The organism is Singulisphaera sp. GP187, from assembly GCF_900129635.1.
In the GTDB taxonomy this organism is placed as follows: domain Bacteria; phylum Planctomycetota; class Planctomycetia; order Isosphaerales; family Isosphaeraceae; genus Singulisphaera.
This window is the reverse complement of record NZ_FSRB01000001.1, coordinates 4833387-4857978: the sequence shown is the minus strand read 5'-3', so window position 1 is coordinate 4857978 and position 24592 is coordinate 4833387. Positions and strand designations below refer to the sequence as shown.

The 24592-nt window shown below is 61.9% G+C and carries 14 protein-coding genes and 3 rRNA genes; 9 read left to right on the top strand and 8 right to left on the bottom strand.

Going from position 1 to position 24592, the window contains the following annotated elements; translation table 11 throughout:
• Window positions 1–100: 100 nt before the first annotated feature.
• Entirely contained in the window at window positions 101–754 is a 654-nt protein-coding gene (locus tag BUS42_RS18745; RefSeq protein ID WP_074308687.1) for a 3-keto-disaccharide hydrolase, read from the bottom strand.
• Window positions 755–949: 195 nt separating this feature from the next.
• Between BUS42_RS18745 and BUS42_RS18740 the strand changes: the two genes are divergently transcribed.
• From BUS42_RS18740 to rrf, 7 genes are all read left to right on the top strand, one after another.
• Window positions 950–2047 carry a M24 family metallopeptidase gene (locus BUS42_RS18740; protein ID WP_074308685.1) on the top strand — a complete coding sequence of 366 codons (1098 nt, stop codon included), beginning with the start codon at window positions 950–952 and terminating at the stop codon, window positions 2045–2047.
• A 39-nt stretch (window positions 2048–2086) separates the two neighbouring features.
• Window positions 2087–2578, top strand: a complete 492-nt coding sequence (gene accB, locus BUS42_RS18735) for an acetyl-CoA carboxylase biotin carboxyl carrier protein (protein ID WP_074308683.1) — start codon at window positions 2087–2089, stop codon at window positions 2576–2578.
• Window positions 2579–2697: 119 nt separating this feature from the next.
• A complete protein-coding gene (accC, locus tag BUS42_RS18730) occupies window positions 2698–4062 on the top strand; it encodes an acetyl-CoA carboxylase biotin carboxylase subunit (RefSeq protein WP_074308681.1) in 1365 nt (454 codons plus the stop codon).
• Window positions 4063–4329: 267 nt separating this feature from the next.
• The gene (locus tag BUS42_RS18725) at window positions 4330–5361 is read left to right on the top strand and encodes a 6-phosphofructokinase (RefSeq protein ID WP_074308679.1); all 1032 of its coding nucleotides are present in this window, start codon (window positions 4330–4332) and stop codon (window positions 5359–5361) included.
• 535 nt (window positions 5362–5896) lie between these two features.
• Window positions 5897–7410 (top strand): 16S ribosomal RNA (locus BUS42_RS18720).
• 621 nt (window positions 7411–8031) lie between these two features.
• Window positions 8032–10839 (top strand): 23S ribosomal RNA (locus BUS42_RS18715).
• A gap of 251 nt (window positions 10840–11090) precedes the next feature.
• Window positions 11091–11199, top strand: a 5S ribosomal RNA gene (gene rrf, locus BUS42_RS18710).
• Together the 16S, 23S and 5S rRNA genes form the textbook arrangement of a ribosomal RNA operon.
• 362 nt (window positions 11200–11561) lie before the next feature.
• Here rrf and BUS42_RS18705 read toward each other — a convergent pair.
• The 4 genes from BUS42_RS18705 to BUS42_RS18690 all read right to left on the bottom strand — a co-directional run bounded on the left by BUS42_RS18705 (window position 11562) and on the right by BUS42_RS18690 (window position 15504).
• On the bottom strand, window positions 11562–12131 hold the full coding sequence (locus BUS42_RS18705; protein ID WP_074308676.1) for a hypothetical protein: 570 nt from the start codon (window positions 12129–12131) through the stop codon (window positions 11562–11564).
• A gap of 33 nt (window positions 12132–12164) precedes the next feature.
• A complete protein-coding gene (gene surE, locus BUS42_RS18700) occupies window positions 12165–12959 on the bottom strand; it encodes a 5'/3'-nucleotidase SurE (RefSeq protein ID WP_074308674.1) in 795 nt (264 codons plus the stop codon).
• A gap of 183 nt (window positions 12960–13142) precedes the next feature.
• Window positions 13143–14270: a polysaccharide deacetylase family protein gene (locus BUS42_RS18695; protein ID WP_083670303.1), complete on the bottom strand. Its 1128-nt coding sequence runs from the start codon at window positions 14268–14270 to the stop codon at window positions 13143–13145.
• A 193-nt stretch (window positions 14271–14463) separates the two neighbouring features.
• Window positions 14464–15504, bottom strand: a complete 1041-nt coding sequence (locus BUS42_RS18690; RefSeq protein WP_074308672.1) for a putative GNAT family N-acetyltransferase — start codon at window positions 15502–15504, stop codon at window positions 14464–14466.
• Window positions 15505–15820: 316 nt separating this feature from the next.
• Here BUS42_RS18690 and BUS42_RS18685 point away from each other — a divergent pair, with 316 nt between their 5' ends.
• The gene (locus BUS42_RS18685) at window positions 15821–17884 is read left to right on the top strand and encodes a vWA domain-containing protein (protein WP_074308670.1); all 2064 of its coding nucleotides are present in this window, start codon (window positions 15821–15823) and stop codon (window positions 17882–17884) included.
• 96 nt (window positions 17885–17980) lie between these two features.
• Entirely contained in the window at window positions 17981–20113 is a 2133-nt protein-coding gene (locus tag BUS42_RS18680; RefSeq protein ID WP_074308668.1) for a vWA domain-containing protein, read from the top strand.
• A gap of 58 nt (window positions 20114–20171) precedes the next feature.
• Here BUS42_RS18680 and BUS42_RS18670 read toward each other — a convergent pair whose 3' ends face one another.
• The 3 genes from BUS42_RS18670 to BUS42_RS18660 form a co-directional block, all read right to left on the bottom strand.
• On the bottom strand, window positions 20172–22868 hold the full coding sequence (locus BUS42_RS18670) for a KGGVGR-motif variant AAA ATPase (RefSeq protein WP_159452253.1): 2697 nt from the start codon (window positions 22866–22868) through the stop codon (window positions 20172–20174).
• On the bottom strand, window positions 22865–23254 hold the full coding sequence (locus BUS42_RS45200; protein ID WP_254053605.1) for a hypothetical protein: 390 nt from the start codon (window positions 23252–23254) through the stop codon (window positions 22865–22867). The genes BUS42_RS18670 and BUS42_RS45200 overlap by 4 nt, the downstream gene beginning before the upstream one ends.
• Window positions 23255–23679: 425 nt before the next feature.
• Entirely contained in the window at window positions 23680–24408 is a 729-nt protein-coding gene (locus tag BUS42_RS18660) for a hypothetical protein (RefSeq protein ID WP_254053604.1), read from the bottom strand.
• Window positions 24409–24592 lie beyond the last annotated feature (184 nt).

Here is a 24592-nt window from a genome sequence, read left to right as displayed (position 1 = left end):
CGGTTTTTTTGGGGAGAAAACAGCGATCCGAAATCGTTTGGTTGGTGGGCCGTGCCCGCCCCACGGGAAGATCAAGCCATCAAAGACTCATGCGGTTCAATCAATTCAAGTCTTTGATCTTGACGTTCTTGTACCAGCAATCCTTGCCGTGATCCTGGAAGCCGAGATAGCCCGAGCGGGGGAGATCCTTGATCGCCACTTTGAACTTATGCTCCGATCCGTCGGGACGCTTGCCGGGCTCGTCAAACTGATCCACGTCGATATTCGAGACCGTAACGCCGTTGAGGACGACCTCGATGATCGGACCCTGGGCGGTGATGGTCATGTGGTTCCATTCCCCGAGCGGCTTCTGGGCGTTGACTCGAGGCGCGACCAGGTCGTAGACCGCTCCCGTGTCATGGAGGCCGGCCCCCTTGGTGTCGTCGATCGCGATCTCGAGGCCGGTGAAGACCGGATTCTTGAGGTCACCGACGCGGACGAAGACGCCCGAGTTGCACCCTTGGGTGAGTTTGTAGTCGAAGTCGAGGACGAAGTTGCCGTGGGGCTGGTCGTGGACGACGATGTAGCCGCCCGAGCCGTGCGGGTTCAGTCCATCGGCCTGGACGTTGGCCTGGGCCAGTGGCTTCTTGTCCGTGTTGGTAATCCAGCCGGCGCCGCTGGTGCCGTCGAAGATCGTCCTGAAACCGTCGTCGGCTCCGAGCGCCCCGGCGGCCAGCGCAAGCCCGAGCAGGCCCGCCATTGTCTTGCTGCGCATCGATATCTCCCCTCAAAATTAGGACGACACGATTCGAGATTTCAAGTTCCTCGGCCTTTTGAGCACGAGCAGGTGACCACCTTACCACTCCCCGGCCGCCGTTTCACCAGGCCACGCCCTTGCCTGCGCCGGCCGTCTCTGGTAGCAAAGGGCCACTCATCGAACGCTCCTCTCCGTTGAAGGTCAGTCCGGGATATGGATCGAACGCCCCACCGTCGTGAAAAGTTGCTCAAGGCCTTCAAGGCCGACCAAATCGACGCCCTGCTCATCAGCTCGCCGACCAACGTTCGCTACCTCACCGGGTTCACCGGCGACGACTCGACGCTCCTTTTGACCCGCGACCGGGCGATCGTCCTCTCCGACGGCCGCTACACGACCCAGCTCAAGCAGGAGTGCCCCAGCTTGGAACTCATCATCCGGCCGGTCGGCCAGATGATGACCGGCGCAATCGCCGAAGCCGTGGGAAAACTTGAGGTGCGCCGGCTTGGCTTCGACCCCTCGGCGCTCACCGTCGCCGAGTTCGAGAGCCTGAAGCAGCAGGCTCCGCCCACCTTGGAGCTCGCCGCGGTCAAGAACCGGGTCGAGGACCTCCGGGTGATCAAGGACAAGGAGGAGGTCGCCGAGATCCGCGAGGCGATCCGCATGGCCGAACGCGCCTTCGCGATGCTCCGAGCGGGCCTCCGCGGCCAGGAGAGCGAGAAGGATACGGCCGACGCGTTGGAAAGTTACTTGCGGCGCTGTGGCGCGTCGGCGGCAAGCTTTCCGCCGATCGTCGCGGTCGGCGAACGGTCGGCCCTCCCGCACGCGCGACCGACCGCGGAAAAGCGGATCGATCAGGCCGATTTCGTGCTCGTCGACTGGGGCGCGACGGCCTCGCCCTATAAAAGTGACTTGACGAGGGTGCTGGTCACCGGTAAGGTCAGCTCCAAGTTTGAGAAAGTCTATCGGACCGTCCTGGCGGCTCAAGAGCGCGGGATCGCCGCGATTCGCCCGGGGGTCAAGGCCCGAGATGTCGACGCCGAAGCCCGCTCCGTCATTGAGGACGCCGGTTTCGGCCGTTTTTTTACCCATGGCCTGGGGCATGGCCTGGGCATGGACATTCACGAGGCCCCTGCGCTCCGCAAGGAATCCGGCGTCACGCTCCAACCCGGCATGGTGATCACCGTCGAGCCTGGCATTTATTTGCCCGGCTGGGGTGGCATCCGGATCGAGGACGACGTCCTGGTAACCCCCGACGGCTGCGAGGTCTTGACCCACGTACCTAAGTCGCTCGACACGGTCCGTGTCTCGTGAGCCCAGCCCGAAGAGTGCCGCTTGCGGAGTGTCAGAATAATGCCGGAGAAGCCGACGGAACCGACTCCCCCCTTCGACGTCCACGTCATCCACCAGCTCGTCCGACTGATGAAGCGGTACGACCTGATGGCCATCGACCTGGTCGAAGGACCCACGAAGATTCGCCTACGGAGGCGGAATGAGACGCCGGTCCCGGCTGCGGCCGCGCCCGGCTTATACGCCGCTCCACCGCCCACCGCCCCCCCTCCGCCCCGGATCGAGTCCACCCCGGCAGCCCCCCCCGTGTCGGACGATGCCGTGATCAAGAGCCCGATGGTGGGCACCTATTACGCCTCCAGTTCCCCCGATGCGCCGCCGTTCGTCACCGTCGGGACGAACATTCGCCCCGATAGCACCGTCTGCGTCATCGAAGCCATGAAGGTCTTCACCGACATCCCGGCGGGCCTCAGCGGCAAGGTTACCGAAGTGCTGGTCAAGAACGGCCAATCGGTCGAATTTGGCCAGCCCATGTTCCGAGTCCAACCAGCCTAAGAGCGGCTCTCCTTTTTTTGGTTCTCGGTCGGAAGCCTCGTCTCTCTCCCGCTGGGGGCGAGGACAAGGCTTCCTGGACCATCGTGAGACGCCCTTCGAAATACGGGACGCACTTCCGAATGTTTCAGCGAATCCTGGTGGCCAACCGTGGCGAGATCGCGCTGCGGATCATTCGCGCCTGCAAGGAACTGGGGGTCCAGGTCGTTGCCGTCTACTCGGAGGCGGACCGCAACGCCCCCTACTTGAAGCTTGCCGACCGCGCGATTTGCATCGGCAAAGCTCCGAGCACCGACAGCTACCTGAATATCCCCCGACTGATCGCCGCCGCTGAGGTGGCCGACGTCCAGGCGATCCACCCTGGCTACGGCTTCCTGAGCGAGAACCCGCACTTTGCCGAGATCTGCCGAAGTTGCAACTTCGAGTTCATCGGACCGCCTCACGAGTCGATCCGCAAGATGGGCCTGAAGACCGAGGCGAAGACCGTCGCCGCCGCTGCGCAGGTCGCCTGCGTTCCCGGCTCCGACGGGCCGATCTCCAGCAACGCCGAAGCCCTCACCCTGGCGCGCTCGATCGGCTACCCGGTGCTGATCAAGGCCGCGGCGGGCGGCGGCGGCAAGGGAATGCGCGTCTGCCGCGATGAGGAGAGCCTCATCCCCGCCCTCCAAGGCGCGCGCAACGAGGCCGAGGCCGCCTTCAAGAACTCGAGCGTCTACCTCGAGAAGTTCATCGATCGGCCCCGCCACGTCGAGGTCCAGATCCTGGCCGACTCCCACGGCAATATCGTCCACTGCTGGGATCGCGACTGTTCACTTCAGCGCCGCCATCAAAAGCTCGTCGAGGAAGCGCCGGCCTCGCTCCCGCTCGAGGTGCGCATCAAGCTGGGGGAAGCCGCCGTCCGCTTGGCCAAGGCCGCGGGCTACGTCAACGCCGGCACCTGCGAATTCCTCGTCGATGCCGATAATAATTTTTACTTCATCGAAGTCAACGCGCGGATTCAGGTCGAGCACCCGGTGACCGAGATGGTCACCGGCATCGACCTGGTCAAGCAGCAGATCCTGATCGCCTCGGGCGAGCCGCTCCCATTCACGCAGGACCAGATCGTCACCCGTGGCCACTCGATGGAAGTCCGGATCAACTCCGAAGACCCCGACCACGACTTCCGCCCCTCGCCCGGCAAGATCACGATGCTGAACGTCCCGGGCGGCCCTGGTGTGCGCTGGGATTCGCACGTGGAAGTGGGCTATACGGTCCCGCCCAACTATGACTCGCTCCTGGGTAAGCTCATCGTTCACGCCCCGACCCGCCTCGAGGCGATCGCCACCATGCGTCGAGCGCTCGACGAACTGGTGATCGAGGGGATCCAGACCACGATCCCGTTGCATCGCCGGATCTTCCGGAACCGCGACTTCATCGAGGGCCGGGTCGATACCACCTGGGTCGAACGGGTCCTGATGCCGGAGAAAGCGCGGCCGAGCCCAAGCTGATCGCAACCCTCCAGGAATCGGGTCCGCGCCGAAATCCACTAGAACATCCTGCCGATCCTGTGGTAATTTCGGGGGTCATTCTCGCGCATGGGAAGCCCCCGGAGACCCCACGCAGAGTGGCCCGCTGCAAAACTTGCGACACGTGTCACGTACGTGCCGGTCCCATGCGGGCGTCTGAAAACGCGCAGGATGGCTCAGCAAATCAAGGATCAACGCGTTTCCAACGCCCAATCGTGGCCGGCTCCAAGAACGAGCTAGGAACGATTCATGAAAGTCGGTTTACTGACGGGCGGCGGAGACTGCCCAGGTCTCAACGCCGTTATCCGCGCCGTCGTCCAACGCGTCACGAACGAAGGGGGTACCTGCATCGGCCTCCTCGAGGGATGGCGCGGACTCGTCCAGAAGTTGACCCTCGACCTCGATATCAAGCTGACCGACGGCATCATCGCCAAGGGTGGCACGATCCTCGGCTCGTCGCGGACCAATCCCTTCAAGAACCCCGAGAGCGATCTCCCCGCGCTCCGCGCCAACTTCAAGGAACTCGGCCTCGACGCCTTGGTCGCGATCGGCGGCGACGACACCTTGGGGGTCGCCCATCGCCTCCACAAAGAATTCAACCTGCCGACCGTCGGCGTGCCCAAGACCATCGACAATGACCTGATGGTCACCGACTTCACCTTCGGCTTCGACACCGCCGTCAACATCGTCACCGAATGCGTCGACCGGCTCCGGACCACCACCGAGAGCCACCGCCGGATCCAGGTCGTCGAGACGATGGGTCGGCATGCCGGCTGGATCGCCTGCTTCTCGGGAATCGCCGTTGCGGCCGACTATATCCTCGTTCCCGAGGTGCCGATCGACATGCCGCACCTCATCGATGTGCTCAAGCGCCGCCGGGCCAGCGGCAAGAACTACGGCATCGTCGTCGTCTCGGAAGGGGCCAAGTTCCCCGACAAGGGAATCGTCACCCTCGAAGCCGAGAGCGATGCCTTCGGCCACGCCCGCCTCGGGGGCGTCGGCAACGTGGTGGCCGACCAGATCGAGAAGCAGACCGGGTACGAGACCCGCTGCGTCGTCCTCGGACACCTCCAACGGGGCGGGCCCCCCAGCGCCTACGACCGCGTCCTCGCGACCCGGTTCGGCCTGGCCGCCGGCAACCTCGTGCTCCAGAAGCGGTTCGGCACCATGGTCGCCCTCTCGGGCACCAAGATCATCGAGACCACCCTGGCCGACGGTGTCGCCGCCACCAAGACTCTCGACCTCTCGTACTACAACGAGGCGGCCGCCTTCTTCCGATGAGCCGAGCGGGGTGATCTCTCCGCTCCCCACGCAGCGAACTGCGAACGTCTCATGCAGTCGCTGCGGTTTTTTGGGGAAGGTTGTTGACTTCGGGCCGGATCCGGGTATTATCTCCCTTGTCGCCTGTGTCACCACGGGTGACAACGAAACGGCCGGCTGACCTGGCGGCGGGAAACCGACGACCAAGACAGCGGGCCGCGATGTTGTCGGTAGGGTCGGCCGGCGTGACACGCCTTCACAGGCAAGTCGCTCCGGCCAATCGCATCGATAGCAACTTCGTTCTTTGACAATCCGGTCGATCGTGGTTCTGTGGTTGAAGAGAACCTTTGAGGGAAGCCGGCGTGGAGCCGTTTGAGTCGTCTCGACCCCGTTTGGTTGGAGGTCGAATCGCGACGGAGACGGATCCAACAGCCAACAGCACGAGGGAGCAGGGGCTTGCCCCGGTGAACTCGAGCTGCGACCAGTTAGCAAATTCCTCAACCCTTTTGAAGGTGAGGACCGGATCTTTTGCTTTTCGGAGCAAACGAACCGACCAATCTCGAAGGGTTTGATCCTGGCTCAGAATGAACGTTGGCGGCGTGGATTAGGCATGCAAGTCGAACGGGCCGCAAGGCCAGTGGCGCAAGGGTGAGTAAGGCGACGGTAACCAACCCCAAGATTGGGTATAGCCGCGGGAAACCGCGGGTAATCCCCAGCGACGCAACGACACCGGCATCGGTGTTTTGCCAAAGCTTCGGCGTCTTGGGACGGGCTGTCGTGGTATTAGCTTGTTGGCGGGGTAATGGCCCACCAAGGCTGCGATGCCTACCGGGCGTGCGAGCGTGGCCCGGCACACTGGGACTGAGACACTGCCCAGACTCCTACGGGAGGCTGCAGTCGAGAATCTTCGGCAATGGGCGCAAGCCTGACCGAGCGACGCCGCGTGGAGGATGAAGGCCTTCGGGTTGTAAACTCCTGTCGAGGGGGAAAAAGGGTCGAAAGGCCTTGATTGATCCCTGGAGGAAGCACGGGCTAAGTTCGTGCCAGCAGCCGCGGTAAGACGAACCGTGCGAACGTTATTCGGAATCATTGGGCTTAAAGCGCGTGTAGGCGGATTCGTGCGTCTGTCGCTGAAATCCCCCGGCTCAACCGGGGAAGGGGCGCGGATACGACGAGTCTGGAGGGGCATAGGGGGACCTGGAACTTCCGGTGGAGCGGTGAAATGCGTTGAGATCGGAAGGAACGCCCGTGGCGAAAGCGAGGTCCTGGATGCCTACTGACGCTGAGACGCGAAAGCCAGGGGAGCGAACGGGATTAGATACCCCGGTAGTCCTGGCCGTAAACGATGGGTACTGGATAGGGGGCTCGCCGATGGGCTCCCTGTCGTAGGGAAACCGTGAAGTACCCCGCCTGGGGAGTATGGTCGCAAGGCTGAAACTCAAAGGAATTGACGGGGGCTCACACAAGCGGTGGAGTATGTGGCTTAATTCGAGGCTACGCGCAAAACCTTATCCCAGGCTTGACATGCACGGATTAGCCGGCGGAAACGTCGGTGAGGCCGCAAGGTACAACGTGCACAGGTGCTGCATGGCTGTCGTCAGCTCGTGCCGTGAGGTGTTGGGTTAAGTCCCCTAACGAGCGAAACCCCTGTGTCTAGTTGCCAGCACGTTATGGTGGGAACTCTAGACAGACCGCCGGCGTTAAGCCGGAGGAAGGCGGGGATGACGTCAAGTCCTCATGGCCCTTATGCTTGGGGCTGCACACGTACTACAATGGGGCGGACAGAGCGTTGCTAGGCTGCAAAGTCACGCTAATCGCAAAAACCGTTCCTCAGTTCGGATTGCGGGCTGCAACCCGCCCGCATGAAGCTGGAATCGCTAGTAATCGCGGATCAGCATGCCGCGGTGAATGTGTTCCTGAGCCTTGTACACACCGCCCGTCAAGCCACCAAAGCGGGGGGCATCCGAAGTCGCCGGAGCCGCAAGGCAGGCGCCGAAGATGAAACCCGTGATGGGGACTAAGTCGTAACAAGGTAACCGTAGGGGAACCTGCGGTTGGATCACCTCCTTTCTAAGGATTTTTCTTAGAAAATCTCGGCTCTGAACAGGTTCAGATCTGACTTTATGTCAGTGATGTCCTGTAAGAAGGGCCGCATCGGCACCGTCTCCTTAATCAGATGGTATTTACGCCGGCTTCCCACGAAGGTTCTCAAACCACACGTACGCGATCGACCAGAGAGGGGACCCCTCATCCGAGGGGTCCTTTCGCTTTCTTCCGTTTGCTTTGCACTGCTGGGTGGGGGGCGGGACCGTACGCGGTCTCACCCCCTGGCCAGCGGCCAGTGCGGATCACGATCGAGAGGCGTTCCGGCTTTGTCGGAAAGTCGATTGTCGTGGTTCGGTCAGCTCTTTTCCAATTCGGTGGTTAGATCACGCAAGTGAGAACCGCAAACGAAGTGGTCGTGGCAGACCAAAGTAGAAGAATCTCTCCACAATACAGTGGAACCCTTACGGATGCGTGAGAGTCGCTTGCTGCGAAGCAACCGACCTCACATTGGGATCGTTACCCAAGTGAGAGTGGCTCCTGCGTCGCGAGACGCTGGGCACTCGATCGAAGAGAGATCGGGGACTGACCCCTCGCCAGTTCGGCAGTCGAGTTTCTTTCGGGAAACCGCGGCGTCCGGATCGGCGTGGTCAAGCTCCTAAGGGCACGGGGGGGATGCCTAGGCGTCATCAGAGAGACAGGCGTGGAAGGCTGCGATAAGTCCAGGGGAGTTGCCCAACGAACGTCGATCCTGGAATGCCTGTAGAGACCCGGGGAACTGAAACATCTCAGTACCCGGAGGAAAGGAAATCAACCGAGACTCCCTCAGTAGCGGCGAGCGAACGGGGATCAGCCTAAACCGAGTGGGACACCACTCGGGGTCGTGGGGCCGATAACATGGGATGAGTGAGCGTCAGCTGAAGTCTCCTGGAACGGAGCGCCAGAGCGGGTGATAGCCCCGTAAGCGACGATGCAACCTCCCCTCTTCGGTACCCGAGTAGGGTCGGGCACGTGAAACCCGGCCTGAATCGGCGGGGACCATCCCGCAAGGCTAAGCACTCGATGACGACCGATAGCGAACCCAGTAGGGCGACCGAACGGTGGGAAGAACCCCGATTAGGGGAGGAGACTGAACCTGAAACCCCGTGCCTACAAGCGGTGGGAGCGCGATGTCTTCGGACCGCGTGACCGCGTGCCTTTTGCATAATGATCCGGCGAGTTACTGTATCCGGCCCCAGGTTAACCCCTTCAGGGGGGGAGCCGTAGCGAAAGCGAGTCTTCATCGGGCGCCATAGTCGGGTGCAGTAGACGCGAAACCAGGTGAACTACCCATGGGCAGGTTGAAGCGACCCTAACCGGTCGTGGAGGACCGAACCCACCAGTGTTGAAAAACTGGGGGAGGACCCGTGGGGAGGAGTGAAAGTCTTATCAAACCTGGAGATAGCTCGTTCTCTCCGAAATGGCTTTAGGGCCAGCCTCGGGACATATCACGCGGGGGTAGAGCGACGGAATTCGGTAGGGGGGCTTCCCGCCTACCCTCCGAAACCCAACTCCGAATACCGCGTGACGGACCCCGGGAGTCAGAACGTGGGGGATAAGCTTCACGTTCAAAAGGGAAACAACCCAGACCGCCGACCAAGGCCCCCAAATCGACGCTCAGTGGCAAAGGAAGTGGGATCGCGGTGACAGCCGGGATGTTGGCTTAGAAGCAGCCATCATTTCAAAAGTGCGTAACAGCTTACCGGTCGAGCCATCCCGCGCCGAAAATGACGGGGACTAAGCGTCGTGCCGCAGTCGCGGATCAGGTTAAAAACTGATGGTAGGAGAGCGTCGCCCACCGCAACGAAGCAGAATGGAAACGATCTGTGGAGCGTGGGCGAGTGCGAATGCCGGAACGAGTAACGACAAGACAGGTGGGAAGCCTGTCCGCCGAAAGCACAAGGTTTCCTGGGGAAGGTCAATCCGCCCAGGGTCAGTCGGGACCTAAGGCGAGGCCCAAGGGCGTAGCCGATGGACAGACGGTTAATATTCCGCCACCCGATGGTAAGGTTGAACGACAGAGGACGCCGGTTTCAGTCAGGTCGGGGTGCTAGAATACCCCGTGCCGCAAGGCCGACAGCATTCGATCTGGAAGCCTGATGCCAAGCCGGCCACGAAAAGCCCTGTCGGGACGAACCATCCGGCCCGTACCGCAATCCGACACAGGTGTGCTAGGCGAGTATCCGAAGGCGTTCGGGAGAACCCTCGTGAAGGAACTCGGCAAAATGACCCCGTACCTTCGGTATAAGGGGTGCTCTCCGTAAGGAGAGCCGCAGAGAATCGGCTCTAGCGACTGTTTATCAAAAACACAGGACTCTGCCAACTCGCAAGAGGACGTATAGAGTCTGACGCCTGCTCGGTGTCGGTAGGTTAAGGGAGCCGATGAGGCGTAAGCTGAAGTTGGCGACCGAAGCCCCGATAAACGGCGGCCGTAACTATGACGGTCCTAAGGTAGCGAAGTTCCTTGTCGGGTAAGTTCCGACCTGCATGAATGGCGTAACGACTGGAGCACTGTCTCCACGAGGGACCCGGTGAAACTGTAGCCGTGGTGAAGATGCCACGTACCCGCGGTCAGACGGAAAGACCCCGTGAACCTTTACTGCAGGTTGGCATTGGGTCAGCGTCCTTTCTGTGTAGCATAGGTGGGAGGCCGTGATCCGGCGGCGCCAGCCGTCGGGGAGCCATCGGTGAAATACCACCCTGAAATGACTCTGATCCTCACCGGTCCGTAGCCCGGACCGGGACCATGCTCATCGGGCAGTTTGACTGGGGCGGTCTCCTCCCAAAGAGTAACGGAGGAGTGCAATGGTACCCTCGGCCAGGTCGGCAATCTGGCAACATGAGCGCAAACGTAGAAGGGTGCCTGACTGCGAGACCCATCAGTCGAGCAGGGACGAAAGTCGGCGTTAGTGATCCGGCGGTGCTGGATGGAAAGGCCGTCGCTCAACAGATAAAAGGTACTCCGGGGATAACAGGCTGATCTCCCCCGAGCGTCCATAGCGGCGGGGAGGTTTGGCACCTCGATGTCGGCTCATCGCATCCTGGGGCTGGAGAAGGTCCCAAGGGTTTGGCTGTTCGCCAATGAAAGCGGTACGCGAGCTGGGTTCAGACCGTCGTGAGACAGGTCGGTCCCTATCTGCCGTGGGCGTAGGAAACTTGCGAAGGGTCTCCCCTAGTACGAGAGGATTGGGGAGGACCGACCTCTGGTGTACCGGCTGTTCCGCTCGGGGCATCGCCGGGTAGCTAGGTCGGGAAAGGATAAGCGCTGAAGGCATCTAAGCGCGAAGCCCTCTTCAAGACGAGGTTTCCAGCACGCAAGTGCGAAGGCTCCTGGAAGACGACCAGGTCGATAGGCCGGGAGTGCACGGCGAGTGATCGCCGCAGCCGACCGGTCCTAACAGCCGATCGCTTGACCACCCCGATCCGTCCGCCGGCTCCCTTGATTGGGACTCGAATCGGACTGGAATCAGGGTTGCATCATTCACCGATCGCATTCGATCGATCACACGGCGACGGATCCCATCCAATACGGGGACCACGCGTCGTGAAGAGACTCGAAGACGGTTGGTCATGCCCATCGAAACGCGCGGTTTGAGCTTGCGTGATGACCACACGAATCTGAACGACTGACACGTGCTCGGCAGGCTTGATCGCCTGCCGAGTGCTTTTCCGGCGAACATACTGACGGGGTCCCACCCGTTCCCATTCCGAACACGGCCGTTAAGCCCGTCAGGCCCATGATAGTGCCTTTGGCGCGAAAGTCGGTGATCGCCGGAATCCTTCAGCAACGCCCCGATCCTTCTTCATTGAAGGGTCGGGGCGTTTTTTATTGCGCTGGGATTTGCTCGAGCGATTTCGCTCGCCTGTCCCAGGTGAGCGAATCCCGCCCGCAAGTCAGCGCTCGCCCCCCCTGGGACCGCGGGCGTCCGGCCCGCAATTCCATTCAATTCCATTCAATTCCATTCAATTCCATTCAATTCCATTCAATTCCATTCAATTCCATATTTACGGGCGAGTGAATCTTTGAATATGAATAAAGGCGGGGAGCTCACACTCCCCGCTCGCCTCAGAAATCTGGCTCACCCGCAGGGCGAGCGTTGGGTGGCCGGTGCAATACGGCTGAATCGAAGTCCAGAGGCTTAGCGACCGTATTTGGCGTCATTCTGTTTCTGGACCGCGGCCTTGCGGTCGGGGTATTCCAGGATGATGAGCTTGTGTTCTTTCTCGTCATAGCCGTACTCCTGGTGGTAAGGGAGCGTGGGCAGGGCGAGGTTGTTGGCCTGGATGATGTCGGTTTTGAACTCGGAGTAATCCTTGGGGAAGCGGTCGTTCGTGGCCTTGTAGAGGTTCATGGCGTGTTCGATCTGCAAGATCGAGGTCCGGCCGATGATCGTGGTATAAGCATTGCCCGGGAGGGTGATCGGGTCCTTCGCTGTGATCTTGGTGGTACCGACCTCCGCCCCTTTTTTTAACTCGTCTTCGGCGTTGCGGATGTCCTGCGTCCGCTTGCCGAGAGTCTCACGTGGCTGAACAATCTCCGGGGCAGGGGCCGGCTCCGTCGCTGGGGCGGTGACAGGGGCGGCGTCCGCTGCTGGGGCGTTGAGGTTGGTGTTGACGTGGCGGGGCTCCTCGCAACCGGGAGTGAGCAAGAGGAGGAGCAAGGAGGCGCCGAGGGGGGCGGTGCGGAAGCCTCGCAATTGTGACGACATGATGAAATTCTCCTGACAATGACTTATCACGGATTATGAATCGCTGCTCGGCGGGGCAGGAGCCGTCGCTCCGTTCCAGTCCCAGCCGCTGACCTCGGGGATCAGGTCGTAGCGCGTCAGGTCGAAGTGGAGCGGGGTGACGGTGATATAACCTTCGCAGAGGCTCGTGACGTCGGTCTCGGGGCCTTCGAGGTGGAACGGGGGGGTGTAGGTCATCCAGTAATAGGTTCGTCCCCGCGGGTCTTGCCGGCGTTCGAAGCCTTCGCCGTAGCGGCCGACCCCCATCGGCACGACGCGGACCCCCTTGGGCTCGCCGCGTGAGTGGGCGGGAAGATTCACGTTGAACAACGAGCCGTTGGGAGGCTTGTGCGCCAGGATTCGCTCGATGACCCGTGTCGCGTGGCGGGCGGCGTGCGGATAGTCGAAGTGCTCGGCCAGCTCGAGCGAGACGGCGACACTGGTGATCTTGAAGAAGGCCCCCTCGATCGCCGCGGCCACCGTGCCCGAATAGAGGACGTTGATCCCCGCGTTGGAGCCGGCGTTGATTCCCGAGACGATCAGGTCCGGGGGGCGGGGCATCAACTCGCAGATGGCGAGTTTCACACTGTCGGCTGGACTCCCCTCGACCATCCAGCCCAGGGTCGTCCCGTCGTCCTCATCCACCTGTTTGACTACTAAGGGGGTCAAAAGCGTGATGGAGTGACCGACCCCGCTCTGCTCCATGGCGGGAGCGATCACGGTCACTTCCCCCAGCCGTTGCAATTCCTTGCGCAACGCCCGTAAGCCCGGGGCGAACACGCCGTCGTCATTGGTCAGCAAGATGTGCACGAGTCGATCACCACGATAGGGATGAGAGGGCAATGCCGGGCGAGTCGAATCCGGCCGGTCCCCGTTCCCCGGCGCGAGCCGACCGAACGCGATCGTAACGGGCCGGATGGACCAGAGTCAACCGGCCCTGAGAACTCCGCGCACCGGTCTCCCTCGGGCCGCGGACACCGGTCCTCACTCGTTTTAGAGGAACGAGGTTCCGAACGAGGTTTGCAGGGCCGTCCGAGCCCGGAACAAGGGGGCCGAATCGTGGTAGCCCACGTTGAGCCGGCGGAGCGCGAACGGGTCCGACGCGCCCGGCCGGTTCACCCCTTCGGTCGATGCGAAGGCCAGGCGGTATCCCGCCTCCTGAGCCAGCCGCCGCGTTCGCTCGTCGAACGTCCCCGCCCAGCCGAACGGGTAGGCGAGCGCTTGGACTTCACGTCCGACCTCACGCTCGAGGATCCGCTTCGATTCGATCAGCTCGTGGCGCTGGTCGGCCTCGGAGAGTGACGCCAGAGCACGGTGGTTGTGTGCGTGCGAGCCGATCGTCATTCCCGAGTCGGCGAGGTGGCGGACCTGGTCCCAGGTCATGAACAGGGCCTGCCCCAAGGTGCTGTCGTCCACGACGACTTCGGCTCGTTCCTCAAGATGTGCGCGAAACCGAGCCTCGTCGCTCACCTTACCGTCGAGATAGAGCTGCACGACCGCCGCGATCGCGGCCCCCCGCGCGGCCCCCCGCGCGGCCCCCCGCGCGGCCCCCCGCGCGGCCCCCCGCGCGGCCCCCCGCGCGGCCCCCCGCGCGGCCCCCCGCGCGGCCCCCCGCGCGGCCCCCCGCGCGGCCCCCCGCGCGGTCGGCTCGAGGTTGATCGCGAGCGGCTCGGGCCAGTCGAGTGTAATCCGCGCCTGGTCGGTTCGCTTCAGGACGTGGGCGACGTGGTCCCACCAGGGGACGTGCGGTTGGGAAAAGAAGCCGGTCGGAATGAAGAAGGTCGCCGGAGCGGCCAACTCCCGGAGGATGGGGAAGGCGACGTCGAAGTTGTCGCGATAACCATCATCGAAGGTGATCAGCGCGGTGGGCCGGTCAACCTCGAAGCTCGTGCCCGCGCCTGCCAGCGTGACCAAGGCGTCAAGCGTGATCAGCCGGAAGCGGTCCCGGAGGTGGCACACCTGGGCGCGGAACGCTTCGGGCGAGGCGGAGTAAACGCCATCGTAAAACGACCCCTCCGCCGGCACGCCGATCCGGTGAAAGGTCGCGACCAGGACGGCCGGTCGCCTCGCGGCACGCTCCAGGAGTCGAGTCAGGCCGAGGTGGTTGAACGCCCGGGCCATGATCTCTCTTTTATTTCGAATGAGCATGTCAGAAACTGGATGAGGTCCGTCGCCTTGGTCGTCACGCCCCGGATCTCGATCATACGGGCAGGGAGCCCGGGATCGGAAGGATCTGGGGGCATGGCACCCGCTTTTGCAAAGGGGAGCGCTTCGTTCCATGGGGTGGGCACGGCCCGTTCCACGCCTCTTGCGATCAAGAATAGGCGTAGTCGGCCTCGAAGGAGGAGAGATGGATGGGAACACCGTTGGGGATCAGGCCTTCCCGATCGCGGAGGGTGAATTCCAGGTGATGGGCTGGGGTGAACCCGCTGAGTCGCAGGGCGTCGGCGATCCAGGGAGTGCTGGCGAAGCCGACGGCCAGGTCCGCGCCCTGACGTCCGAGCTCTTCCGTCAGAGCGGTGACGGCTGCGTGCCGGAGGGCGCTGTCCTCTCCTTGCACGAGGCACTCGACGAGCTTGCCGGCTCGGACCGTCCCCTGGCGGTTGACGTTCAACAGCGCGAACCCGCGGGTCTCCCCTTCCGCGACGAGCAGCCAGCCGGTCATCCCCGGCCGAGGGTAGCGCAACGCGTGGTTGAGCCGCTCGGGAGCGCGGCTGGTCAGGATCACGCGCGCCCGCCAGTCGTCGAGGATCGGGTCGATCTCGGGGCCGAATTCCCCCACCCGGCGGAGCTCGACCGCGACCCGAGGCGATCGCCCCGGGTTCAGCAGCTTGCGGACGGCGTCCCGTCCCACCCGCAGCAGGCGCGCCCCGGGGCCAAGCCCCGGCGCCCTCCAGCGGTAGCCGACGCGGAGGACTCTCTGGAAGACCGTGACCTCGGCCATCGACGCGTAACCGGCGCTGCCGGTCACGCGTCTGGCCCGTTCGTTGGCGACGAGGACGTATTGGGTTTTGACCCCTTGATGGGCGTGTCGCATGAGCGCGGATCCCACGGAGCGGTGGGATCGCGAGCCAAGCCAGTCGACCATATGCAAGGTCGCGATCCCGCCCGGGGGCAGGCCAACCCCCTCGAAGACCGTCGGACAGAGGCCGACGTGGCCCACGATCCGTCCCTCCGCGCACGCGACGAAGCTCCGAGGCGCAGCGTCGCCGCCGCGGATCGGATCCAGGTATTTCCAGCCCAGGACGTCGGGGGCCGCGAAGTCGGCGTCGTCGGGCGCGTGGAAACCGTCGATCAAGAACCGGCTGAGCTCGTGCAGGTCATCGGGGCGGAGCGGGCGAATTTCCGGGATCATGGTGCGCTCAGAATAGCACAAACCAGGCCGACTTCGGGACCTTCCCCAACGGCCGGAATCATTAGAGGAAGGTCATGTCCCCCACAGTCGGTTCTGTTCAAAAAAAACCTTCGCGGGGGCGCTGATTCACCTGGTTCGGAAAAGTCGAGGGGAACCGGATTGCCCGACCTGGGCGCGGCGGCTAAGATAATGGATGGAATCAACGTATCGTTGATTTGTGACGATCCTGGTTGGCGAGGCCAGCCGGAGGTGCCCGGGGCGCGACTCATGAAGGACTTGGTTCCACCACGTCGAGGGGGTGGGGAGTCCTGGGGAGATGAGAACCGTGGGGATCCGAGCCGCAGTCCGGGAACAGATGGTCGCTCGCGCTCGGCCCAGGCCGAGCGAGCCGGTCGGTTCAGACGCCGAGGTTGAGGTTGCGAGTCAAGAGACTGGCTTTCGCGCCTTTCTGCGTGGGCTCGACCGGCGTTACCCGCAAGCCTCGCGCTGGGTGGGGGGGCGGCTGGACATTGAGGTCCCCGCGATCCTGGTGAGTGTGGGCGTTCACGCGGTGCTCATGCTCGGTTTAGGCATGGCGGGGCTCGCGGTCCAGCATGAGGTGCATCGCGAGTTTCAGAGCCGGGTCGAGGAGCACACCGTGCTCGGCGAGCTGGAATCGAAGGCCGATTTCCAGGACCTGGACATGGCGGATAAGCCCCTGACCAATACGCCGGTCGGGGGATCGTTCTCGCCGAACCTGGCGCCGACGGTCGTCTCGGCGCCTCCGGGGGTCAACGTTGATCCGATGGAGTCGGCCTCGGCGAAGCCGGCATCGAACCTGCAACTGGCCTCGCTCGACGTCAGCCAGGCCACCCGGGTCGCGGTGCCGACGGCCACGATGCTCGGCCAGACCGTGTCCATCAAAGGCAACGGCGCTGAGTATGCCGACGGGGTGGATGGGGCCGTCGACCGGATTGCCCAGGAGATTCTCGGTCGCCTGGAGAAGGGGCGCACCCTGGTGATCTGGGCGTTCGACGCCTCGGGCAGCCTGTCCGTGGAACGCGAGAAGCTTGGCAAGCAGATCGACACGATTTACGGCCACATCGCCGAGCTCGACGGCAAGGACCTGAGCCATGATGGCGGCCTGCTCACCTCGGTCGTCGCTTTCGGCAACGATCGCCAGGCGATGACCACTGCCCCCACTGCCGACAAGGCCGAGATCGTTAGCGCCATCAATTCGGTTCCTCTGGATAAGACCGGCAACGAGACCACCTTCGGAACCGTCGCCGAGATCGTCCGCCGTTGGGGCAACTATAAGGATGCCAAGGGCGTCCGATACCACGCGATGATCATCGTCGTGACCGATGAGGTCGGTGACGATGAGCCGCGGCTCGAGGAAGCGATCGACGTGGCCTCCCGGGCCAAGGTGCCGGTCTACGTCCTCGGCTCGCAGGCCATCTTCGGCCGGGTGATGGGCAAGATGGACTATTTCGACCCCGCGACCAAGATCCACTACCGCGGCCTCGAGGTCCGCCAAGGGCCCGAGAGCGTGGCCCTCGAACAGATCAAGCTCCCGTTCTGGTATGACGGCTACCAATACGATATGCTCGACTCCGGGTTCGGCCCGTATGCCCTGAGCCGGTTGGCTCGCGCAACCGGCGGGATCTTCTTCGTGACCCGGATGGGTCCCTCCCGGATGGGGTTCGACCCGGTTATGATGCGCGAGTACAAGCCCGATTTGCTGAGCCGGCAGCAGTACGAGGCGGCCGTGGCCAAGAACCCGATCCGTCAGGCCGTGCTCGAAGCGGCGCTGATCACGCAGCAACGGATGGGGCCCCAGCCTTCACTGACGTTCCCCGCGGCCGACGGCCCTGAGTTCAAAGAGGTGATGGCCGACAACCAGACGAAAGCCGCGCTGACGGCCAATGCGGTGGACGAGGCCCTGGTGCCGATCCTGCGGGCGGCCAAGATGCGCGACCGTGAGACCTCGAGGCGCTGGCAGGCGCACTACGACCTGATCCGGGGCCGGCTGCTTGCAATGAAGATCCGCTGCTACGAGTATAATTGGGCGTGTGCCTCGATGAAGAAGGACGCCCTCAAGTTTAAGAATGAGACGTCGAACGCCTGGAAACTCGTGCCCAGCGAGGAAATCCGGTATAGTGACAAGGCGGCCTCCGCGGCCAAGCAGGCCAAGGACCTGCTTCAGCGCGTCGTCGACGAGCACCCCAACACCCCCTGGGCCCTGCTTGCCAAACGCGAGTTGAAGGATGCCTTTGGTTTCAAGTGGGTCGAGACCTACGTCAAGCCGATCGAGCGGCCCAAGATGGACTCCCCCGCCGCCAAGGCCAAGAAAGAGGCGATGAAGACCATGGCCAAGCCAGTTGAGGTTCCGAAACTCTGAGGACCGATCCCTGCCGGGCGATCGGTGGCCGCCCGGCACGATCTTTTGCGGGATCGGCGGCAAGCCTCCTCCTCAAGGCTTTGAGGACGAAGTGTGATGGCTCTCCACGTTCCGACTTCTTCGTCGAGCGACGGCCTCTATAACCTGGCGGATTCCAATCCGCCAGCCATGGCCCCCATGCCTCCGACCGAGGAGCATGCCCCCCCACCCGCCGCGGCAATGCCCGCGACCTCGTCATCCGCTTCCGCCCCCGCTCCCGCTTCGGCCGATGCTGTCGCCGCGGGGCAGGCCGGCGAGCCCCCTCAAGCGCAAGGCCAACCGGCCCAGGGTGAGGCGCCCAAGCCCAAGCCGAAGAAGAAAAAACGCCGCAAGAAACGATACGACGCGCCGTCATGGGTCGTATCGCTCGTGATCCATGTGGTCGTACTGGCGATTCTGGGGGCGGCGACGTTCTCGACTGAAGTTCGCAAGGCGGTCGCCAACATCAACTCCGCCTTGGTCTCCGGCAAGGGGTCGGAGGAGGAAGCACTCCACGTCCTGGCCACACCGGCCGAACAGCGGAGCGACCAGGCGGCGGGGAGCGAAGGTGCGCCGGCCGCGGCAAGCGAGGGGGGCGGCGGCGGGTTCAGTGGGATTGGAACCGGGCCGCCTTCGGCCACGCCTCAGGTGCGCGGGGTGGGCCGCGGGATCGGTGAGGGAACGAGTCTTCCCGGGGTGAAGGTCGTTGCCAATATCTCGGGCCTGAGCATGATCCCGACCGCGACCAAGCTCGGGGTCGACCTCGGCGGTGGCGGCATGATCAGCGGTGACATCACCTTCGAGGCCAAAGGGGTCGGCGAGGCGCTCGACCAACTCGCTCGTGAGATCCTCAGGCATCTCGGGCAGCACAAGCTGACGGTCGTCTGGCTCTTCGACGAGTCGGCGAGTATGAAGGACGACCAGCGCGCCATCAACGAGAAGTTCGACCAGGTTGCCTCGGCCTTGAAGATCAACGTCGACACGAGCAAGAAGCAGGCGGCTCCGCTCACTCACGCGATTGTCGGGTTCGGTAAGGAGACCCACTTCGAGCTGGAGAAGCCCACCTTCGACATCGACCAGATCGGCAAGGCGATCGACCATCTCCGCGTCGACGACTCGGGCACCGAGAACACGATGCAGACGATCCATGACGTGATCGAGCGGTACTCCCCGATCATCAAGAAGGATCGGCGGCTCCTGATCGTGCTGGTGACCGACGAGTCGGGCGACGATGGCGATAAGGTTGAGGAAGCACGGCAGGCGGCCATCAGCATGAAAGTGCCGATCTACGTGATCGGTCGGCAGTCGCTTTTCGGCTTCAGCACCGCCCATCTCAAGTACGTTGACCCGGTGACCAAGGATGTGTACTGGCCCGGGATTCGCCGAGGCCCGGAAACCGCCGACCTCGAGTTGCTTCAGTGGGACGGTCTGCACGAGCGCTGGGAAGAGCAGCCGTCGGGGTTCGCCCCCTACGAGCTCGCCCGCCTGGCCAAGGACACCGGCGGGATCTACTTCCTGCTCCCCAGCGAAGAGAACATGCGGGTCCGTCAGCGCGAGAAGCTGTACTCGATTCAGACCCTCAAGGAATACGTCCCTGAGTACGACAACCGCCTGGCCTACCGTGAGCGGCGGACCAAGTCGGAGTTCCGCCGGACCCTCTTCGCCATCATCCAGGAGACGAAGGGCTATCCGTTCCGCCGGCACTTCCCGATCAACCCGGCTGACCTCGTTCCCGCCTGCCAGGAAGCCCACCAGATCGCGACCGAGCGGCTCAACGTCCTCTTGAAAATCGAGGATCGGCTCACGGCTCTCAAGCCGCTCCGCGATCGCGAGCCGTTGAAACGCTGGCAGGCGCACTACGACCTGATGATGGCGCAGGTCGTCGCCTACCAGGTCAAGGCCTACGAGTACCGCGCCTGCGTCGACGAGATGGGTAAGGCCCCTCCCAAACCCAAGACGATGCCGAGCCAGTCGCTTGTTGTCGAATGGGCCATCGACCACTCGCCGGACCGCAAAGCCCCCAAGGAAAACACCCAGAAGAAGTACGTCCAGGCCCAAGCGCTACTCAAGCAGGTCATCGAGGCGCATCCGAAGACGCCATGGGCCGACCTGGCGCAAGACGAGCTCAGCCGTGGTCTCGGCTGCCAGCGCACCGAGTGGCACCACAACCCTCAGTACGAAGAACGCGCCAAGCTGATTCCGAAGTATTGATGGCTTGATTTTGCGAGGCAGCCGGTGATCCTTTGCGTTCACCGGCTGCAGCCGCAGGTCATTCACGCATCAAGACTTGGCGACGTGCTTCGATGCGATCAATGATGTCTTCAGCCCCAGTCAGTGGGCCATTCTTGTCGATCGCCGCTCGAAGGTCGGCCGTTATCTCATCGAGCTGAGCAGAGTCAGCGAGGGCGATTGCCGCTTCGTAACTTTGCAAGGCCTCAGCCGTCTGGCCGAAGACCAATAGCGAGATCGCAAGGTTGTTGTGAGCGGTCCAATCACTGGGATTGAGGGAGACGGCTTGTCGTCCATCCTCAATGGCTTCACGGTGGCGGCCCGCACTGTAGTGGGCCCAACTACGGTTGACTAAGGTTGTGACCTTTAGCTCTGGTAACACATCGGTTATCTGGATGACCGTGGAATAGTCGTTGATTGCCTTCTGCAGCTGGCGTTGTTGCTCGTACGCCACACCGCGATTGAAGAAGGCTTTAGCCTTGTGTTCGGCAGGCGCATCGTCCATTTGGATAACGGCGGAGTAGTCGTCGATTGCCCTCTGAGACTCACCTACTTGCCCGAATGTCACACCACGATTGATTAAGGCTTTAGCCTTGTGTTCGGCAGGCGCATCGTCCATTTGGATAACGGCGGAGTAGTCGTCGATTGCCTTCTGTGGCTCGTCTAATTGCCTGGATGTTACACCGCGATTGATTAAGGCTTTAGCCTTGTGTTCGGCAGGCGCATCGTCCATTTGGATAACGGCGGAGTAATCGTCGATCTCTTTCTGCGGCTGGCCTAGTTGCCCGAACATCATGCCGCGACTGGACAAGGCTTTGGCCTTCTGTTCTGCAGGCGCGTCGGTCATTTGGATAATGGAGGAGTAATCGTCGATTGCCATCTGTGGCTCGCCTTGTTCCCCATGCGTCACGCCGCGATTAAACAATGCCTCAGCCTTCTGTTCTGCAGATGCGTCGGTCATTTGGATAACGGCGGAGTAATCGTCGATTTCCTTCTGCGGCTGGCCTAATTGCCCGAATGTCACACCGCGATTGATTAAGGCTTTAGCCTTGTGTTCGGCAGGCGCATCGTCCATTTGGATAACGGCGGAGTAATCGTCGATCTCTTTCTGCGGCTGGCCTAGTTGCCCGAACATCATGCCGCGACTGAACAAGGCTTTGGCCTTCTGTTCTGCAGGCGCGTCGGTCATTTGGATAATGGAGGAGTAATCGTCGATTGCCATCTGTGGCTCGCCTTGCTCCCCATGCGTCACGCCGCGATTGAAGAAGGCATTGGCCATTAGGTCTAGTGGCGCGTCAGTTATCTGAATAACAGCAGAGTAATCGGCGAGTTCCTTCTCTCGCTCACCTCGTAGCCCGTACGTTACGCCACGATTAAACAATGCCTCGGCCTTTCGACGGGATGTTGCTTTGTCGGATTCGCAGACTTGCTTGTAGCGATTCATCGCGGCTTCAATCCGCAAGGCGGCCAGTCCACTGTCGATCGAATAGAGACTCCATTGGGAGAGGAGATTGGCCCATTGGGTAATGACACTCAACGAAGATGCTTGAGCTTCGCCGGAAAGCGCACGGCAAACGCGATCCCACAGGATGAAATCGTCTTCATTCTTAATCTCCAAGCGGATCGCTTCCGAGAGGAGAAAGAGGAGCAAGTTCTCCGATCCGCTCACTGTTGCAGAACGTAGTAGGCGGTGTAATGTTTCGCGGAATTCAGCCGGTGAATGCTTTCGACGCGTCAGCCTTTCCGGCAGAGCGTCATCGTTCCCATCCCCAGCCATGTTGAGAATTTGTCGCAGTAGAGTGTCATACTCGTGGGCCAGGTATTCGTCACGGTAATCGCGAGTGAAAATCGATTCCTGGAGCGCCAATTGGGGATGGTAGGACAGTTTGACGACGACTTTGCCCAGGGATTCTTCGAGATGTTTTAAACGCTTTCGTTTTGTCTCAATCTCTCCGGCGGGTACGAGGCTGGCAATAATCAGGCAGGGTTTGGAGCCGGGTCTTGGACCGGTCCTCTCACGGGGCGGGTCGGCAACCGTCGACGAAGGAGGGAGTGACTCAAGGATTCCCACTTCCTTCAAGAACTTGCAGGTTCCTTTCACGTTCTGATCATTCAGAGCTGTGAGGACGACGAGCTGATCCGACAGAGGTCCGATGCACAGGCCCCCGGTCTCGGTGATGCCGGTGCGGCTGTCGACCAACACGTAGTCGTAAGCCGCTGCCCGTTCGGCGGTCGGCCCATAGTAGTCGGGCACTTCGATCGGGAACCGAAGACTCTTGATCCAGGCCCTCAGAATGCTTCCTATTTGGACAAGCGCTTCCTGGTCGTAACTTCCCATCGCCAGTGCCGTCAGTCGTTCGTAGTAGTCCCTCTCCTCTTCGACGGGGAGGATGTCGAGGCGGCCTGGTTCGCTGTTGGTGCTGGAGTTCCCTTGGAGCTTTTCACGGGGGACGGAAACGACGTACTCGGAGAGAAGGGGAAACGAAAGTGGATCCAGAGGAAGAGAGGTCGTGCTCGCCCATTTCACCAGGTCGACCATGTCCAATGCGGCGAACCCAGGGATTTCCCGATTCCGGTCGAGAAATCCGCTGAGTCCAGGCGCTTCCAGATCCATGTCGAGGATCAGGACGTTGCGCCCAACAGCGGCAAGGGCGTATGCCAGATTGAGCACCGCCATGCTTCGGCCGACGCCCCCTTTGAAGCTGTAGAATGCGAAGATCTGGGGAAAAGCGTTCATGCGGCGACCGGATTCATGACATTAAGTGGTGGTTGATTTGTGATGTTCATTAGCTTTGATCGTGCGTTCTGCGACTGCGAGGCCGAGGAGGACCGAATTTCAGGAATCTGGACGGCCTTCAACACGCCGCTCTGGCTCTCGATCTGTTTGAGGAACCCTGGCCAGTCGGCATCGGGGAACTCACCCTGGATAAAGCTATCGAATACGGGCTGGACGCGGTCAGGTTCCTGGGACATTGCGTAGCGCAGGTAGGCTTGCCAGCGTAGGTCACGGGTTCGCGCCGCACAGAGCATGAAATCCGCGACACGCTTAAGAGCAGCCTTCTGATGGCCTTGGTGAAACCGTGCGTCGAATCGTCTCTTGATGGCCATGGCCCAGTCGTCCATCAACGCTTCCACGGTCTCGGCTGAACTACAGGCGGCACGGACAGAGTCGTTAGGTTGATTGAGACCCCGCCAGAGTAACGGTTCGTCATGAAACCTGGCCGGCCAGGTCACGCGGTCTGCCATTTCGAGGAGCGTGTGAAATGCGTGGACCACCATCGGCTTCCGTGCGAGCCGTCCGTCTCCGTCCGAAATGCAAGATCGGGGAATGGGGAGGGATTCGTGGAATCGGGTCCACCGTTTTGCCCCGACGAACTCGGCCGCCTCCTTCTCGTTGTGCCAGGCGAGCGCTGCACCATTGCCTACCGACGGGAGTACGCAGTACATCCCGTCCGACTTGCGCCGCACCACTGGTAGCGTGCGGCCGCACTCGACCTGTGGTGTTCCATTGAAACCAACGACCTCCAGATTATCGGCGTTAAATCCATTCATAACATCACCTGTTCGCGAATCCATTGTTCCAGCCGCTCGCAGAACTCGGGCGTTCCCGCCGGTGCAAGCGACCTCGGTCCTTGAAGGAACCTTTCCAACGGGGTAGGCGGATCGCCCGGTGGAGTTGTACTTTGCGCATCCAAGAGCCGCCGGAGTGACTCCATCGTCGGCTCGTCCGCACACCACGCTTCACGCTGGTGAATCGATTGTCCCTCGTGGAACCGCACCTCGAAAGTCCATGCTCGCCAGTCGTGGTTCAGCTCGTAAAGACCCTCGTGATCGATCGATTTTGGCCTGCCGGTCCAGTACTCTTCATCGGTCAAGAAATAGGCGGCGAGAATTTGGGCGAATACCTCGCGCCACTGACCTAACGAGAGCTGGGAAGCCTGACCATATGCTACGAGATCGGCTTCGCTTCCGAGATCAGTCGGGCGAATTTTGATGAATCGCTCCGGATGGACAAGACCCCCGGTGTCGAACGGAGTTACGCTACCGGTGTGATCGGCCTCGCAGTGAGGGGCGAAGGCCATGGCCACGACCCCGAAACCCGGATGAGCTCGTCCTGCATAGAAGTAGGCCGAGGGTTGGAGGCCGAGCAACTTCTCGGCATGCCGTGTGTAGTCTGTAAAGTAGCCGAGATCGTCTGACGTCGGGATCTCGTGAGGAGGTACGAGAACGGTCGTCTCGAAGGTACGTTCTCGGCCACTCACATGAACCAAAAGCATTCGTTCCGCTACAAGCTGACATTCGGGCAATCGTCGATTGTACTCAGTCGTGTCGAATGGAGGATGGGAAACCCGACGTTCGAGATCGGTGAATACGGCCATCGGCGCGAATGATCCTACCTGGTACACCCAGAGGGATGACCGGCCACACCCTACTAACGTTCGTCGTCCCTCACCAGAATCA

Excerpts from the sequence above, each read along its gene's own strand:
- BUS42_RS18745 (WP_074308687.1), bottom strand. The coding sequence starts at position 754 with ATGCGCAGCAAGACAATGGCGGGCCTGCTCGGGCTTGCGCTGGCCGCC.
- BUS42_RS18740 (WP_074308685.1), top strand. The coding sequence starts at position 950 with ATGGATCGAACGCCCCACCGTCGTGAAAAGTTGCTCAAGGCCTTCAAG.
- accB (WP_074308683.1), top strand. The coding sequence starts at position 2,087 with ATGCCGGAGAAGCCGACGGAACCGACTCCCCCCTTCGACGTCCACGTC.
- accC (WP_074308681.1), top strand. The coding sequence starts at position 2,698 with ATGTTTCAGCGAATCCTGGTGGCCAACCGTGGCGAGATCGCGCTGCGG.
- BUS42_RS18725 (WP_074308679.1), top strand. The coding sequence starts at position 4,330 with ATGAAAGTCGGTTTACTGACGGGCGGCGGAGACTGCCCAGGTCTCAAC.
- BUS42_RS18705 (WP_074308676.1), bottom strand. The coding sequence starts at position 12,131 with ATGTCGTCACAATTGCGAGGCTTCCGCACCGCCCCCCTCGGCGCCTCC.
- BUS42_RS18695 (WP_083670303.1), bottom strand. The coding sequence starts at position 14,270 with ATGGCCCGGGCGTTCAACCACCTCGGCCTGACTCGACTCCTGGAGCGT.
- BUS42_RS18690 (WP_074308672.1), bottom strand. The coding sequence starts at position 15,504 with ATGATCCCGGAAATTCGCCCGCTCCGCCCCGATGACCTGCACGAGCTC.
- BUS42_RS18685 (WP_074308670.1), top strand. The coding sequence starts at position 15,821 with ATGAGAACCGTGGGGATCCGAGCCGCAGTCCGGGAACAGATGGTCGCT.
- BUS42_RS18680 (WP_074308668.1), top strand. The coding sequence starts at position 17,981 with ATGGCTCTCCACGTTCCGACTTCTTCGTCGAGCGACGGCCTCTATAAC.
- BUS42_RS18670 (WP_159452253.1), bottom strand. The coding sequence starts at position 22,868 with ATGAACGCTTTTCCCCAGATCTTCGCATTCTACAGCTTCAAAGGGGGC.
- BUS42_RS45200 (WP_254053605.1), bottom strand. The coding sequence starts at position 23,254 with ATGGACGACTGGGCCATGGCCATCAAGAGACGATTCGACGCACGGTTT.
- BUS42_RS18660 (WP_254053604.1), bottom strand. The coding sequence starts at position 24,408 with ATGCTTTTGGTTCATGTGAGTGGCCGAGAACGTACCTTCGAGACGACC.